The sequence below is a fragment of the Gilliamella sp. CG25 genome (genome assembly GCF_046635705.1).
Taxonomy (GTDB): Bacteria; Pseudomonadota; Gammaproteobacteria; order Enterobacterales; family Orbaceae; genus Gilliamella; species Gilliamella apicola_I.
The window spans coordinates 19,996-35,165 of sequence record NZ_JBIDFJ010000006.1; the positions used below are offsets into that span (position 1 = coordinate 19,996).

14 protein-coding genes and 2 tRNA genes are annotated in these 15,170 nt (G+C 34.0%); 13 read left to right on the forward strand and 3 right to left on the reverse strand.

Annotated elements, in window-relative coordinates:
- Positions 1–9: 9 nt before the first annotated feature.
- Positions 10–690, reverse strand: a complete 681-nt coding sequence (locus tag ACGH6P_RS06075; protein ID WP_065558131.1) for a response regulator transcription factor — start codon at positions 688–690, stop codon at positions 10–12.
- 333 nt (positions 691–1,023) lie between these two features.
- On the opposite strand from ACGH6P_RS06075, the gene ACGH6P_RS06080 reads away from it, so the two are divergent.
- The 3 genes from ACGH6P_RS06080 (at position 1,024) to ACGH6P_RS06090 (ending at position 2,631) form a co-directional block, all read left to right on the forward strand.
- Positions 1,024–2,328, forward strand: a complete 1,305-nt coding sequence (locus ACGH6P_RS06080) for a serine dehydratase subunit alpha family protein (protein ID WP_411596981.1) — start codon at positions 1,024–1,026, stop codon at positions 2,326–2,328.
- A 124-nt stretch (positions 2,329–2,452) separates the two neighbouring features.
- Positions 2,453–2,528: transfer RNA gene (locus tag ACGH6P_RS06085), tRNA-His, on the forward strand.
- Between the two features lie 26 nt (positions 2,529–2,554).
- Positions 2,555–2,631, forward strand: a tRNA-Pro gene (locus ACGH6P_RS06090).
- A 96-nt stretch (positions 2,632–2,727) separates the two neighbouring features.
- Here ACGH6P_RS06090 and ACGH6P_RS06095 read toward each other — a convergent pair.
- Positions 2,728–3,588, reverse strand: a complete 861-nt coding sequence (locus ACGH6P_RS06095) for a hypothetical protein (RefSeq protein WP_411596982.1) — start codon at positions 3,586–3,588, stop codon at positions 2,728–2,730.
- Between the two features lie 403 nt (positions 3,589–3,991).
- Here ACGH6P_RS06095 and ACGH6P_RS06100 point away from each other — a divergent pair, with 403 nt between their 5' ends.
- The 10 genes from ACGH6P_RS06100 to asd all read left to right on the forward strand — a co-directional run bounded on the left by ACGH6P_RS06100 (position 3,992) and on the right by asd (position 13,871).
- Complete coding sequence (locus ACGH6P_RS06100; protein ID WP_220216178.1) at positions 3,992–4,714, forward strand: GntR family transcriptional regulator; 723 nt, start codon at positions 3,992–3,994, stop codon at positions 4,712–4,714.
- Entirely contained in the window at positions 4,711–5,394 is a 684-nt protein-coding gene (locus ACGH6P_RS06105; protein ID WP_411596983.1) for a GntR family transcriptional regulator, read from the forward strand. Before ACGH6P_RS06100 ends, ACGH6P_RS06105 begins: the two co-directional genes overlap by 4 nt.
- A gap of 11 nt (positions 5,395–5,405) precedes the next feature.
- Positions 5,406–5,873, forward strand: a complete 468-nt coding sequence (locus tag ACGH6P_RS06110) for a PTS sugar transporter subunit IIB (RefSeq protein WP_220216176.1) — start codon at positions 5,406–5,408, stop codon at positions 5,871–5,873.
- A 17-nt stretch (positions 5,874–5,890) separates the two neighbouring features.
- Positions 5,891–6,727, forward strand: a complete 837-nt coding sequence (locus ACGH6P_RS06115; protein ID WP_294829508.1) for a PTS mannose/fructose/sorbose/N-acetylgalactosamine transporter subunit IIC — start codon at positions 5,891–5,893, stop codon at positions 6,725–6,727.
- Entirely contained in the window at positions 6,708–7,529 is an 822-nt protein-coding gene (locus ACGH6P_RS06120) for a PTS system mannose/fructose/sorbose family transporter subunit IID (protein ID WP_411596984.1), read from the forward strand. Before ACGH6P_RS06115 ends, ACGH6P_RS06120 begins: the two co-directional genes overlap by 20 nt.
- A 13-nt stretch (positions 7,530–7,542) precedes the next feature.
- On the forward strand, positions 7,543–8,628 hold the full coding sequence (locus ACGH6P_RS06125) for an SIS domain-containing protein (protein ID WP_411596985.1): 1,086 nt from the start codon (positions 7,543–7,545) through the stop codon (positions 8,626–8,628).
- Positions 8,625–9,623, forward strand: coding sequence for an SIS domain-containing protein (locus ACGH6P_RS06130; RefSeq protein WP_411596986.1), 999 nt, complete (start codon positions 8,625–8,627; stop codon positions 9,621–9,623). The genes ACGH6P_RS06125 and ACGH6P_RS06130 overlap by 4 nt, the downstream gene beginning before the upstream one ends.
- Before the next feature lie 12 nt (positions 9,624–9,635).
- Complete coding sequence (locus ACGH6P_RS06135) at positions 9,636–10,070, forward strand: PTS sugar transporter subunit IIA (RefSeq protein ID WP_411596987.1); 435 nt, start codon at positions 9,636–9,638, stop codon at positions 10,068–10,070.
- 502 nt (positions 10,071–10,572) lie between these two features.
- Positions 10,573–12,552: a prolyl oligopeptidase family serine peptidase gene (locus ACGH6P_RS06140; protein WP_411596988.1), complete on the forward strand. Its 1,980-nt coding sequence runs from the start codon at positions 10,573–10,575 to the stop codon at positions 12,550–12,552.
- 215 nt (positions 12,553–12,767) lie between these two features.
- Entirely contained in the window at positions 12,768–13,871 is a 1,104-nt protein-coding gene (gene asd, locus ACGH6P_RS06145) for an aspartate-semialdehyde dehydrogenase (RefSeq protein WP_267360951.1), read from the forward strand.
- Positions 13,872–13,937: 66 nt separating this feature from the next.
- Here the strand turns inward: asd and ACGH6P_RS06150 are convergent, their stop codons facing one another.
- Positions 13,938–15,167, reverse strand: a complete 1,230-nt coding sequence (locus ACGH6P_RS06150) for an ROK family protein (RefSeq protein WP_267360953.1) — start codon at positions 15,165–15,167, stop codon at positions 13,938–13,940.
- Positions 15,168–15,170 lie beyond the last annotated feature (3 nt).

Consider the following 15,170-nt stretch of genomic DNA (forward strand, 5'->3'; position numbering starts at 1 on the left):
ATTATCAAATTAACGGATTCGGTAACCAACAGCTCGAATAGTTTCAATAGTTACTACATTTTGAGCAACTTGATGAAGTTTTTGGCGAATATTACTGATATGTACATCGACACTACGATCATAAAGTTCACGAGCTCGACCAAGACCTATTTCAGATAACTCTTCTTTAGTGACCACCCGCTCACTGTGTTTTACCAATAATACTAATAAATTAAACTCGGTTGATGTCAAATCTATCACTTGGCCATTCCAAGTGCATAAACGTTGCGGTAAATCTAATACTAAGCCATTAAAATGGTATTTTTTATCATCGACCAACTCAACAGACCGTTCATCAAAACGACGTAAAACAGCACGCAGTCTTGCTAATAATTCGCGTGGATAACAAGGTTTTGGAATATAATCATCTGCGCCCAATTCTAACCCTAAAACACGATCAATATTATCGCCTTTAGCGGTTAACATAATAACAGGCATATTACATTGCTGACGAATACTTTTAAGAACATCAATTCCATTAATATCGGGTAACATTACATCCAAGATTGCAGCTCGATATTTGCCTGATAAGGCTTCTTCAATACCATCTTTACCTAAATAAACACTTTTGATATTAAAGCCTTCATTAGTCAGATACTCACTTAGCATCTGTGATAATTCAATATCATCATCAATTAATAAAATATTTATCATAATCGCCATTATTATATAATTATAGGTAGTTATATTATTGCAATAATAAAAAAAATGTCAGGTAATTTTACTAAAATATTACATATTTTGAACGATTGCTGTTTATTTAATTTACTACCTAATTGTTTAAAAAATGTTAGTTTAGCTATAGCTTTAATCAAAATTTAAATGAAATTGAATAACACTTTATTTTGATTAATCTAATTTGCTATAAAATTGCACTATTATATAGAGATTGTGTCATATCATCATTCAAATATAGCTTAAGATATAATAAAATATTGATAAATAAATTGTTAAATTTTCAACTAATAACATTAAGATTGATGAATGGAAGAATCTAAACAGCAAACACAATGGCAGACATTAATTCAATTAATAAAACATGAAGTTTTACCAGCACTTGGTTGCACTGAACCTATTTCTTTGGCATTTGCTTCAGCGGTTGCTAGTCAATATCTTGACAAAAATAACATAAAAAAAATTGAAGCTTATGTTTCGCCAAATTTAATGAAAAATGGAATGGGTGTCACTGTTCCTGGTACCGGTATGGTTGGCTTACCTATTGCTGCTGCGATTGGTGCGATAGGCGGTGATGCAGATGCTGGGCTTGAAGTGTTAAAAAACATCACTTCAGCGCAAATTATACAAGCAAAAGAAATGCTCACTTATGGTAAGGTACGTGTTCAAATTGCAGATAATCATAAAGCAATTTATGCAGAGGCTAATGTTTACACTGAAACAGATCATGTCAAAGTCTGTATTGAAAACACGCATACTCATTTGATATTAATTGAAAAAAATGGTGATCTTCTTTACCAAACCGATTCAGTTAATCAAGCGTTATCTCACGATGATCTTATCATAAAACAAATGACGGTTAGATTAATCTATGAATTTGCCACCTATGCTAATTTTGACGATATAAAATTTATTTTAGAGGCAGCAAAATTAAACGATGCTTTATCTGAAGAAGGATTAAAACAGGCTTATGGTCTAAGTATTGCGACCACTTTACGTGAGCATACTAAAAATGGATTAATGGCAGATGATTTATTATCTAAAGTAATTATTCGTACAACTGCAGCATCTGATGCTCGAATGGGCGGTGCAACATTGCCTGCGATGAGTAATTCAGGTTCAGGCAATCAAGGTATTACAGCGACCATGCCAGTAGTTGTGGTGGCTGAACATTTAAATGTCACGCAAGAGCAATTAGCCAGAGCGCTTATTCTATCGCATACCATTGCAATTTATATACATAGTAAATATCCGCCGTTATCTGCGCTTTGTGCCGCTTCAACCGCTGCTATGGGGGCAGCGGCAGGAATGGCATGGTTACTAGGCAAAGGTGAGTATGAACCGGTAGATATGGCAATTTGTAGTATGATTGGTGATTTATCTGGTATTATTTGTGATGGTGCATCTAATAGTTGTGCTATGAAAGTTTCGACATCCGTATCCTCTGCCTATAAAGCGGTATTAATGGCTTTGAGTCGTATTCGGGTGACGGGTAAGGAAGGGATTGTGTGTGATAGTGTTGAAACATCAATTAATAATTTAGGGGCAATTGTCAGTAACAGCATGAAAGCTACCGACACACAAATTATTCATATTATGTCTCACAAAGCATAAATTTTTCAAATATTTTAGTGAGTTAAACACTGTTGCGGTTTTTATATAACCAATTGGTCAATTTTTTTAAAAATATACTGGACAATATTATTTTTTATGCGTAATATTTCGTCCTACTTCAGCGGTGGCTATAGCTCAGTTGGTAGAGCCCTGGATTGTGATTCCAGTTGTCGTGGGTTCGAGTCCCATTAGCCACCCCATTTATGCCATGCATAAGTAAATCTAACGGCGAGTAGCGCAGCTTGGTAGCGCAACTGGTTTGGGACCAGTGGGTCGGAGGTTCGAATCCTCTCTCGCCGACCAATTTAGATATAAAAACCGACTTATTTAAGTGGGTTTTTTTATTATCTGCGTTTTAGTAAAATAAGAACTAATATGCGGTTTTCGTCCAATAATAGATTAATTACTCGATTCTGTTTTAAACGGTTTAATCCATAATTTTTTATTTTTGAAATCTATTTTAATTAAATGACTTTGTAGTACATCAATACCTAAAAGCCCATCTGATTGGAATTCGGGGGGAAGAGAATCGAGAATAATCGCTTCCACTTTATCCGATGAAACGTAGCTCACACCAAGTTCAACAAATTGATAATCACTATTTTCATCCTTAATTTTAATTGATTGAGGTGAAAGAGATTGCGCTTTAATCATAGATAAGCTTGCTCCGGTATCTAATATCATTTGGTAATTTTTATAACCATCTGACATTTCAATAACTAAACCTTCATCCATTAAATGGAAAGGTAATTCAACCCATGTGTTATCTAAATTTAAATTTATATCGTCTGAAATAATAATTTCACTTTTAGGAAAATTTAAGGTTAAAACATATTGATCAAATAAACCTAATCCAATAGCAGGGAAATCATCGCTTTCTTCTTTTTCATTGTTACTTGATATGGCTAAACCCCATGGTTTATATTCAATAACATTAACTTTTTTAAATATTAGTGAATTGATGACTAAATTATTCGCAATAAAAGATCTTGTTATATTTATATTACCAGATAAATCAATACTTTTTTTGTTTTTAGAAAGTTCAATTTTATCAACGATATTATCAATAAAATCTAATGGTAAATATAATCCTTCTTTACCACCTGTGTCTAAGGTAACCTCAATATCTTTACCATCAATGTTTAAGTTCAGATGAGGAATATTAAACTTTCCATCAAAATTTATTTTCCAAACAAACTCATCACTTTTGGCTAATGCACTAAATAAACATAGAATTAAGAAAATTATTTTTTTAATCATCCTTTTCCCCTTATTAAAGCAATGATAAAACAGATTATCCTATCGGCATATTTTATAATGTTAAAAAATAGTCATTTCTGCTCAAAATTCTTCATTATACTTATGTTTATATAATAAATTCATGAACTTTATAACACAATCATTTCTATTTATTATTTAAAGTATCACCTATCTCATCTTAATTATCCGTAGTTTTTCAATTTTAATGATTCAACATATTCGTTAATGCATATTACGAGTTATTATTTTGATTTTATGTTGATAATAAAAAATATTGTGATCATGACAACACTTTTGGTACTTAAAATTGACGGCATGTATTTTTTTAGATAATTTTTAATCAGTAATTGGTTGTTAAAGATATATCTATTGGATAAAAAAGCCCAAATATGGAGCGTGATCTTTGGAATACCGTGATATTGCAGTCAAAACTGAAGTCGAAGAACAAATTAGAGCAAATCCTAAAATAATCAGTCAAATAAAGACAGAAAGAGGGCTTGCCGAATATTTTGGGGTAAGTCGAACGACAGTTAGAAGAGCATTAAGTGATTTAATGATGGAAGGTGATGTTTTTCAGGAAGATCACCATCTCCCTAATCATACTGTCTTTGAAATGAATATGCTAAAAATGTCTTCGTTTACTGAAGAGTGCCAAAAAGAAGATGATGTTCACATCAAAATTAAAGTACTCTCTAATGATATCATTCCAATGCCTACCGAATTAAACACCTTTTTTAAATCAAATCAGCGATTAATCAGAATAGCAAGACAACGTTTATTGAATAAAACTCCGTTATCTTATGAAATAAGTTATCTTCCTTCTAAAAAATTTAAAGATTTAGTTAAACAAGATTTAAATGATGTTTCGCTTTATGAATATTTAAAAACACATTTTCATGTTATACCCAGTCATGGTCGAGAAGAGATCGCATACGAAGTCGCTCTCAACGATAAAGCCAAATATTTAGCAATTACTGAAGGCACACCTATCTATAAAGTATCAAGTTACAGTTATGATCATGACTTTGAACCGTTTGAACACACCGACCAGTACTTAATTGGTAATCGATTTAAATATCACTTATCTGCAAAAAATATCTTTAATTATCAGGAAGAATACAAATGAAGTTATTTGAAAAATTAGCACTCCAATTAATGGAGCAGATAAGTACAGGACAATATAGTGTGGGTACAGAGTTACCGCCAGAAGGTCAGTTGCAAAAAGATTATGATGTCAGTCGAACCACAGTCCGTAAAGCGATTGATCGTTTAGTTGAAAAAAATATGGTGGTCAGAAAGAAAGGGGTTGGATTATTTGTCGCTCCTACACTTTCAACTCAAACGATTTTAGAAATGACAGGCATAATTAAACCTCAAGCTTATTCAAATCATAAAAAGCAGATCAAAGAAACCTATCTCAGGCAAGCAGGTTGTTATTATAGCCAATTATTAAAAATAAAATCAACGGAACTTATCTACTTTATTGGTTTTTTGGAGATAGCAACAAATAGCGTAACGAAAACCATTTTTTTGCTACCGTTAACTAATTTTCCAGACTTTCAGCTTTCCATTATCAAGGTACTATCAGCACTTGAAATCATTAATTCGGGAAAGAAAAAAGTCGATAAATTAGAGCAAGATTTGCAATTGATGGTAGCCAATGCTGAACTTTCCAAACAATTACGTATCAATATTAACGCCCCATTTTTTAAAATTACTAATCACTATTTTGATATTAATAACGAACCGATTGCGCTTGAGTACAAGTTTGCTAGTAATACTAAATATGTGGTCGATTTCACCTAGGAGGTATATCAATGATTAAATTATTACGTGTAGATCACCGTTTATTACATGGCCAGGTAGTTGTTTCATGGTTCGAAAATGTTGGTGCAAACACTATTTTAGTGGCTAATGATGTCGTGGCTAATGACGAATTACGTAAATCTGCTATTCGTTTAGCTAAACCAGAAAACGCAAAATTAGTGATGAAGTCAATTGATGACAGTATTGAGGCGATCAATTCAGGCGTAACAGATAAATATCAAATGTTAATTGTCGTTGAATCCGTTGCAGATGCTGAAAAACTCATTCGAGCCACGCAAGGAAAAGTCACTAGCCTAAATTTAGGTGGTACTAAACCTCGAGAAGGGACAAAAAATTACTCTAAAACAATTAATTTAACTGATACTGAGGCGGATTTATTAACAGGATTACAACAAGACGGCATTGAGATCTATATTCAACAAGTCCCAAGCGAATCAAAGCAAAAATTTGAAAAATAGTTAAGAGGGACAAAAATATGAGTATCGAATTAACAGCTGTTGTTTTAGCTTTGATTGCGATGTTAGCCAATGGTGAATACTTATTAGGTTCATCAATGTTATCCAGACCACTTGTTACTTGTACTTTAGCTGGTTTAGTCATGGGCGACATCACACAAGGTATTGTTATTGGTGCTACATTAGAACTCGCATTTGTAGGTTCGTTTTCTATTGGCGCTTCTATTCCACCCGAAATTATATCAGGCAGTATATTGGGTACCGCGTTCGCCATTGGGGCAGGTAAAAGTACCGAAATTGCTTTGGCGTTAGGTATTCCTATTGCTTCTTTAGTTTTATTGGTTAAAAACTTATGTTTTCTTTTTATTCTTCCTTACTTTGTTCATAAAGCGGATAAATACGCCAGTGAAGGCAATGGTAAAGGTATGGATCGAATGAATTTATTAGGTGGATTCTTTTCAATCAATCTGCCAATCGGTTTAGTCGTAGGACTTTCTTATCTATTTGGCAGTTCTGCGGTGAATGGTCTATTGGAAATGATACCTAAATTTATTATTGAGGGACTAGGTATTGCAACTGGTTTATTGCCGGCATTTGGATTTGCAATGTTAATGAAAATCATGATTAAAAAGACCAATGCTACCTTCTTTATTTTTGGTTTTGCACTTGCCGTTTATATGAAAGTACCCGTTACCGGTGTGGCAATCTTTGGGGGATGTCTTGCGCTCATTTTAACGGGTTATTCGGCATTTAATGGCAAAAAGATGATTACAGAAGAAAGTGGGCAAAAACTCAGTACCACTATGGGAAATGCGGTAGTTGCACAGGAGATCGATTATGAAAATGAAGAGTTCTAAACTAATAACCAATAAGGAGTTATCCAGAACGTTTTGGCGTTCATTTACCGCTGAATGGTCATGGAATTATGAACGACAAATGAACTTAGGCTATTCCTATGCGATGAGACCAGCTTTAGATAAGATTTACAGTCATAATAAAATCGAACTCACTGATGCCTATCAACGACATTTAGAATTTTATAACGTCACACCATGGTTAATCACCTTTCCACTAGGTATTTGTATTGCCATGGAAGAACAAAATGCCACCGATAGTGATTTTGATAAAAGCGCTATCAATGATGTCAAAATTGCACTAATGGGGCCTTTAAGTGGTCTGGGGGATTCGTTCTTTTGGGGAACATTACGCGTTATTGCAACAGGTATTGGTACCTCTTTAGCACTGGAAGGTAATATTCTAGGTCCACTTCTTTTTTTACTTATCTTTAACGTACCTGCCATTTTAGCCCGTTATTTTGGTTTACTTATAGGCTATAACATTGGCGCATCTTTTATTGGAAAGGTTCAAAAGACAGGTTTAATGGATAAGTTATCTTATGGAGCATCAGTGTTAGGGCTATGTGTGGTTGGCGCCATGGTTGCTACTATGGTGACATTAAATATGCCGTTAAAAATTGGGTCTGGCGATGATTCAGCCTCACTACAAGATATCTTTAACGGAATTGTACCGCAAATTTTGCCTTTGATGTTTACGTTATTCATCTTCATGTTAGTCAAAAAAGGGATCAAAGCGCATTGGATACTTCTACTTATTGCCGCAATCGGGATTTTAGGGGCATGGAGTGGATTATTGGGATAATTAGGAAATAAAAATGAAAAGTATCGCAGACTATGTCGCCTTAGAGCCAGAATTTTATCAAAGCATATTAGATCATTATCAATCGTTATTTGCTGATCAGATAGATTTAAATACTGAAAAGTCACTTCAATCGATTGTCATTTTTGCTACAGGATCGAGTGCCAACGCCGCTTATGGTGCCAGACCATTGATGAGTAAAATATTAAAAATCCCTGTTTATATTGAAGATCCTTCCATGGCAGCAAACTACTTACACTATAATGACGCTAATACGCTCTATTTTGCCATATCACAAGGTGGGGAAAGCTATTCTACCATTCATTTGGTTGAACAATTTATTAAAGAAAATCGAACTATTTATACCCTCACTAGCAATTCTAACAGTCCGATATATAACATCAGCAATCATGTTTTATCAATGGGGATGCCTGTTGAAGAAATGCCCTATGTCAGTGCTGGCTATAGTGTCATTATTCTTGATTTAATGTTGATTGCGTTAATTATTGGTCAAAAAACAGGGTGTTTGGATAAGCAACAATTTGAAAGTTATCTTAAACAAATACAGGATATTACGACATCATTGCCACAAGTTATCCTACAATCACAATCATGGGTATATCATCATCTCAGACAATTTAATCACGCTAAACGAGTGATTTTTATTGGCTATGGGGCAACTTATGGTGTCGCCCGTGAAGGAGAAACTAAATTCACCGAAACGGTTCGTAACACGGCGTTCGGAAAAGAGTTGGAAGAGTACATGCATGGCCCTTATCTCGGCTTACATCCTGATGATTACATCATATTTATTGAACCAAAAGGATTATTAGAAGCAAGAGCCGTAGCATTAAAAACCTTTTTGAATCGTTATGTAAAACAGGTAATAACCCTATATGCACAGCACTCGCATTCTATTACTGAGCATGATCTAAACTTTGATATCCATTGTGATGAATTATTAACATCATTATTTATGACTATTCCTATTCATCTACTCAGTTACCAACTATCCCAGTTAAAGGGTCATAATCTAGAAAAATCAACTTATCCAGAATTTGATGAAATCACTAAATCCAAAATTAAGAGGGTCACCGTATGAGAAAATTTGACGAACAAAAAGAGCTTAACAGTATGAATGGCGCATTAAAATTACGTCCGTTTATTAATCAGTTTATTGATCAGATTCATGAACGAGGTTATCGTAATATCTGTTGGTTAGGCATTGGTGGCACTTATGCTTCATCAATGCAAGCCGTCGTTCATATGAAAGAAAAATCTGCACTAGAAACTTTTGTGCAACATGCTGCGGAATATTTGGTAACTGGCAATAAGCGAATAACCAAAGATTCTTTAATAATCATCTCCTCCGTGACTGGCTCAACACAAGAAGTCGTTGAGGCTATCGATAAAATTCAAAAAGAAGTCGGCTCAACGGTATTAGCCTTTTTAGATAATGCTGATTCACCATTAGGCAAAATGGTAGATCACGTTATTTCTTATCCGATGAATGAACAGTTAAAATTCTTTATGACCGCAGACAGACTGATGTATTTAGCCGGTGAATTTCCAGACTATGATGAATTTTATCAACAAATGGATCAGCACTTTGCCAAAAACATTGTTGCTGTTGCCAAAAAAGCCGATGCCTTTGGACAAGACGTTGCGCAAAAACATCACGATGACGCTATGCATTACTTTGTTGGAGCGGGTAATCAATGGGGAGCAACTTATTCACATGCTATGTGTTATTGGGAAGAACAGCATTGGTTACGTTCAAAATCAATCGAATCTGCTGAATTTTTTCATGGAACATTAGAAATTATAGACAGGGATACGGCTGTTACTGTTTACGTTGGTGAAGATAGTCAGCGCTCACTTAGTGAAAGAGTAGCTAGATTTTTACCACAAATCTGTGCTAATTACACCATAATCGATACTAAAGATTATGAATTGCCGGGTATTTCGGAAAAATATCGGGGGCACTTATCTCCATTTGTTTTTCGTGCTATTAATAACCGAATTGATGCTTATGTCGAACATCTCAATCGTCATCCAATGTCAATCCGTCGTTATTATCGTTGCTTAGATTACTAAAAGGAGTCGTGCATGATTGCAGTATTAGTAAGTACTCACGGCACAATGGCTAACAGTTTAATTGAAACGGCTGAAATGATATGTGGTAAGCAAACTCAATGTGAAGCCGTTTCCTTTTTAATGGGACAATCGCTAGATGATTTTCAACAGCAAATTGAACAAAAGTTAGCAATGTTAACTAAATCGGGATCAGCCATTTTATGCTTAGTCGATTTAAAAGGCGGTACGCCTTTTAATACTCTTGTTAAACTGATCCCAAATTACCCGATGATGGAAATTATCACTGGCGTTAATATTCCAATGCTATTAACCACATTTATGCTTAGAACGGATAAAAATGATCTAATTGATTTATTGCCAGAAGTCATCGAATCATCAGTACAAGGTATTGAGCGATATAATTTAATTTCAATTAGTAACAATAATATTCAAGATGAGGAATTTTAAATCAAATAATGACTAGAAAGCTCAATTATAGTGATATTTAGTCTTATAAATAATCATAAGTTTTGTTAATTCCATAAGAAAATATATATGTGGTTATTATGAAATAATAGATAAAGATTGGAGAAGGTTTATTAGGAGGAATAAACAACGCATTTTTTTAGCAAGAGCTCTTGCTCTTTATTACAAACCAAATATTATCATCTTGGATGATGCTAGTCGTGCATTGGATAATGATAGCGAGCTTTATGCTAATAAAGTTATTGAAAATTTCGATATAACAAGAGGTATCATCACTCGCAAAGAAACAACAATAGTTTCAGTAGATAGAATCATTAAACTAAATTAATCATCAATCTTTGAAGGTTATGTTTAGATGTTTAAGATATTTAATATAGCTTAATGGGGTAGACAACATTGAATGTTACTTAAAAAAAACGCATTAATTATTTTATTTTTTTTATTATCATCAAGTGTTATTTCATGTTCAATCAAAAAAGGTCTTATGGATTTAGAAAAATATGATACTTATAATTGGATGGAAACTGAGCAAGAAAAAATGCATAATTGGTTATTATCTGAATCCGATCGTTCAGTCAATATTCTTGAAAAGTTGGATTGGTTTGCTTCGATTAAAAAACGACTTGAAGAATTAACTGAATATGGAGCTGAACCAGTAATTTTTTATATTAGATTACAAGGTAATAACACTTTTTATTTTAAACAAACAGCTCAGCATCCTTATAATCGTCTCTTTGTGAAAAATCGTTTTGGTAAAGAAACACTATTGATTGATCCTCCTGTTGGTTACGGTATCTATGATTACTATCCTTCTTATGATGGGCAATATATTGCTTATAGTATTTCTGAAAATGGTTCGAATGTTTCTACAATAAAAGTGTTTAATTTAAAAACTCGAACACATCTTCCAGATAACTTATCGGGCATTACTGACACAAATTTATTGTGGGCGGAGGATAATTTATCTTTTTTCTACCATAGAAATAATTTATTTAAAGCCAATAATATAAAAGCTGGAATCGAAGAAATTTATTTACATCACTTAGATTCTGATACAAAAAAAGATATCGTAATTTTTGGTAAAGATCAGCTGTCGAACTATAACGCCAGAACAGATCAAAATACATCTTTATCACTTTCTTCGAATTGGGCGATTGCTTGCTCTTCATCTTCATTATCAGGCTATAATCTTGATTTATACAAATTACCTCGAGAGAACCTTAATAAAAATAATGTTAGTTGGAAGAAAATTATCGATAGAAAAGAGAATGTTACGGATTTTTTGGTAAAAGATGATTGGTTATATTTGGCTAAATATAATCATTATTCAGGCTATAGTATTTTTCGGGTTAATCTTAATGATATCAATCAATCAGAAGAAAAAATTATTGAATGGCAAAATGGAGAATTAACGAATTTTGTCGCCAATAAAGATGCAATTTATCTCACCTATCATGATTCTGAGCAATTAAAATTTGTGTCTATTCCTTTTTCAGATATTCATAATATTAAATCGATTCCTATTTCAAATAATAATGAAGTAACGGCTATATTTACGAATTCAGATCAAGATGAGATTTTATTTACGCAACAAAGTTGGACTAGCCCACCAAAAATATTTCGTTATCATCCGAATAATCAGTTAATTGAAGATTCTAAAATTTTAAATTCAGATCATGCTTTATTTTCAGAATATGAATCTGAACAAAAATGGGTTAAATCAAATGATGGAATACTCATTCCATTAACACTCATTTATAAAAAAGGAATGAAATTTGATAGTAGTGCACCAACTTGGTTAACAGTGTATGGTGCCTATGGTGAAAGTGAATTCCCCAATTATGATGCTTCACGTTTAATATGGCTTGAAAAAGGTGGCATAATTGCCATAGCTCATGTGAGAGGCGGGGGGGAATTAGGTCCGAAATGGCATTATGATGGTACAGGTTATAAAAAACAAAATTCAATTAATGATTTTATAAAATGCGCTGAATACTTAATTCATTATCATTATACTCAACCCTCTAAATTGGTGATAAGTGGAAATAGTGCTGGCGGTATTGTTATAGGTATGGCATTAATAAAGCGTCCGGATCTTTTTGCTGCTGCATCAGTTAAGGTTGGCATGTTGAATATGAGTCGATTAGATAAAATTCCAATAGGAAGGGCTAATTTTGAGGAATTTGGTTCACCTTTTAAAAAACACGAGTTAGAAAATTTAATTAATATTGATGCCTATCTTAATTTAAAAGAAGGTGTTGAATATCCTAATGTCATGGTGTCGGTAGGATTACAAGATGATCGCGTTTCACCATGGCAAAGTGCTAAATTTGCAGCAAGACTTAATGATATAAAGCGTCAACAAGATGAAAGGGTTTTTATTATTACCGATAAGTATGGTGGACATTTTATGGATAACTTTTTATATATGATGACATTCTTTTTTTGGAAAACAGATAACTAAAATTATATTTGTAACGTCATTAGTTTTTTCTTATTAGCAATAAAAACACCATTATTTTAAACGAAATATTGAGTTCTAAAAACGAGTTAAATATAACGCCATGTTATTATTTTATAACCTACAAAAATAATTCTTATCTTGCTTGTTTTATGATGATATTTTGCTTTAATAGTAAAAAAGTCTCTTGGTATAACATCTACTTTTGGAAATAAAATATGAAAAATGTTGGTTTTGTTGGATGGCGTGGAATGGTGGGGTCGGTTCTGATGCAACGTATGGTTGAAGAACACGATTTTGATTATATTAATCCTATTTTCTTTTCGACTTCACAAGCAGGGCAAGCTGCACCTAGTTTTGGCGGTAAAACAGGAACATTGCAAAATGCTGATAATATTGAAGCATTAAAGGCGTTAGATATTATCGTGACTTGTCAAGGTGGAGATTATACTTCCGAAATTTATGCAAAATTACGTGCTTCGGGGTGGCAAGGATATTGGATTGATGCCGCATCTACATTGCGTATGGAAGATGACGCCATTATCGTATTAGATCCTGTCAATAAAGCGAATATTCAAACAGCATTGGACAAAGGTATTAAAACGTTTGTCGGCGGGAATTGCACAGTCAGTTTAATGTTAATGTCACTGGGTGGCTTATTTGCTGAAAATTTGATTGATTGGGTGTCGGTATCAACTTATCAAGCGGCTTCTGGTGGTGGTGCTCGCCATATGCGTGAACTTTTAACGCAAATGGGGATGTTAAATGCCGAAGTTGCCAAAGAACTACAAGATCCTCACTCTTCAATTTTAGAGATTGAACGTAAAGTAACCCAAAAAATGCGTGATGGAAGTTTGCCAACCGATAATTTTGGTGTACCACTTGCTGGGAGTTTAATTCCTTGGATCGATAAAGCATTGGATAATGGACAAAGTAAAGAAGAGTGGAAAGGGCAAGCTGAAACCAACAAAATATTAGGTACCAATCAAATTATTCCTGTAGATGGACTATGTATTCGTATTGGTGCTTTGCGCTGTCATAGTCAGGCATTTACCATCAAGCTGAAAAAAGACATTAGCGTGCCGGAAATTGAAAAATTACTTGCTGCACATAATGATTGGGTAAAAGTGATACCCAATGATCGAGAATTATCAATGAGAGAGTTAACCCCAGCAGCCGTTACTGGTACATTAACCACTCCTGTTGGTCGTTTGCGTAAACTAAATATGGGTAAAGACTATTTATCAGCATTTACCGTTGGGGATCAGTTATTGTGGGGGGCCGCAGAACCGTTACGAAGGATGTTACGCATCTTAGCATAATGGTTAATCGATGGCATGATAAAACAGCTCGATTTTTTCGGGCTGTTTTTGAACTTAAAAAGTTATTTATGCTACATCATGTTCGAGCAAAATCATCAAAAGTGATCCATTAAATAACGCTTGTTGCACTAAAGCAAATGCACCAATTGCCGAGCGGTCATTGAGTGAAGAGCAGTTGATTGAAAGATTCTTTCTTAAATCTTCTAAACTCAGTGAGTTTAAAGCGCTAGTTACTGTATCTAAAAGTATTTCTGTCGCTTTGGTGAGTTCACCTGCTAATACAATTCGTTGTGGGTTAAAAATATTGACCATAATAGCTACTGCTCGACCTAGATTTTCGCCTGCATCTTTGACTAACTTAATGGCAAGCTCATCCCCTTGATTGGCTAATTGGCAAATGTTGACGATATCACAACAATCTTTTGTTAATTTAGTCGTATAACCTTGATCAATCATCTGTTTTGCTCGTCGTTCAATGGCATCATTAACAACTCGGTTTTCCAAACAACCAAAATTACCACAATGACAGCGTTCACCTAACGCATCGACTTGAATATGTCCCACTTCGCAAGCACTTTGATTATGGTTAGTCAGTAATTGTTGATTGACAATAACACCTGATCCGACACCACGATGAACACGAATCAATATTGAATCATCGACATCTTGCGTAGAACCAAAATAATTTTCGGCTAATGCTAGACTTTGGATATCATTACCTAAAAAAATAGAAACATTAAATTGTTTCTGCAATATATCGGCTAAAGGCCATGCTTTAACTTGAATATGAGGTGTATATCGAACAATTCCTCTTACAGAATCAATCAATCCAGGTAGAACCACCGATATAGCAATAAGATGCTTAATCTTTTTACTATTTTTTTGAATAAATTGTTCAATTAATGTAATCAAATATTCTTGTGCTTGTTGCTGTATAAAAACGGTAAGAGGATACACTTCAGAAACTAAGCTGTTTGCTCCAAGATCATAGAGTTCAATGGTGACATGCGAACGACTTAATTGAATAGCAATGGCTTGATAATAATCAAACTTGGCTTGAATGGAAACAGCTGGTCTTCCGCCAGTTGATTGCTGGGCATCAACTTCTTTTATAAGTTTATTCTTAAGTAGCTGTCGGGTAATTTTGGTAATGCTGGCTGGGGCTAAATGACTGATTTCGGCTAACTGGATACGAGAAATGGGAGCTTGCTGAACAATTAAACGATAAATCATAGCATAATTTAATTGTTTAATTAGTTCAGCATTTCCAACTAAATTCAGATAATTAAATGTCATATG

Bases quoted from the DNA above. Each gene is read 5' to 3' on its own strand.
- ACGH6P_RS06105 (WP_411596983.1), top strand. From the start codon at position 4,711: ATGAAGTTATTTGAAAAATTAGCACTCCAATTAATGGAGCAGATAAGT.
- asd (WP_267360951.1), top strand. From the start codon at position 12,768: ATGAAAAATGTTGGTTTTGTTGGATGGCGTGGAATGGTGGGGTCGGTT.
- ACGH6P_RS06125 (WP_411596985.1), top strand. From the start codon at position 7,543: ATGAAAAGTATCGCAGACTATGTCGCCTTAGAGCCAGAATTTTATCAA.
- ACGH6P_RS06110 (WP_220216176.1), top strand. From the start codon at position 5,406: ATGATTAAATTATTACGTGTAGATCACCGTTTATTACATGGCCAGGTA.
- ACGH6P_RS06115 (WP_294829508.1), top strand. From the start codon at position 5,891: ATGAGTATCGAATTAACAGCTGTTGTTTTAGCTTTGATTGCGATGTTA.
- ACGH6P_RS06120 (WP_411596984.1), top strand. From the start codon at position 6,708: ATGAAAATGAAGAGTTCTAAACTAATAACCAATAAGGAGTTATCCAGA.
- ACGH6P_RS06130 (WP_411596986.1), top strand. From the start codon at position 8,625: ATGAGAAAATTTGACGAACAAAAAGAGCTTAACAGTATGAATGGCGCA.
- ACGH6P_RS06095 (WP_411596982.1), bottom strand. From the start codon at position 3,588: ATGATTAAAAAAATAATTTTCTTAATTCTATGTTTATTTAGTGCATTA.
- ACGH6P_RS06135 (WP_411596987.1), top strand. From the start codon at position 9,636: ATGATTGCAGTATTAGTAAGTACTCACGGCACAATGGCTAACAGTTTA.
- ACGH6P_RS06150 (WP_267360953.1), bottom strand. From the start codon at position 15,167: ATGACATTTAATTATCTGAATTTAGTTGGAAATGCTGAACTAATTAAA.
- ACGH6P_RS06080 (WP_411596981.1), top strand. From the start codon at position 1,024: ATGGAAGAATCTAAACAGCAAACACAATGGCAGACATTAATTCAATTA.
- ACGH6P_RS06140 (WP_411596988.1), top strand. From the start codon at position 10,573: ATGGATTTAGAAAAATATGATACTTATAATTGGATGGAAACTGAGCAA.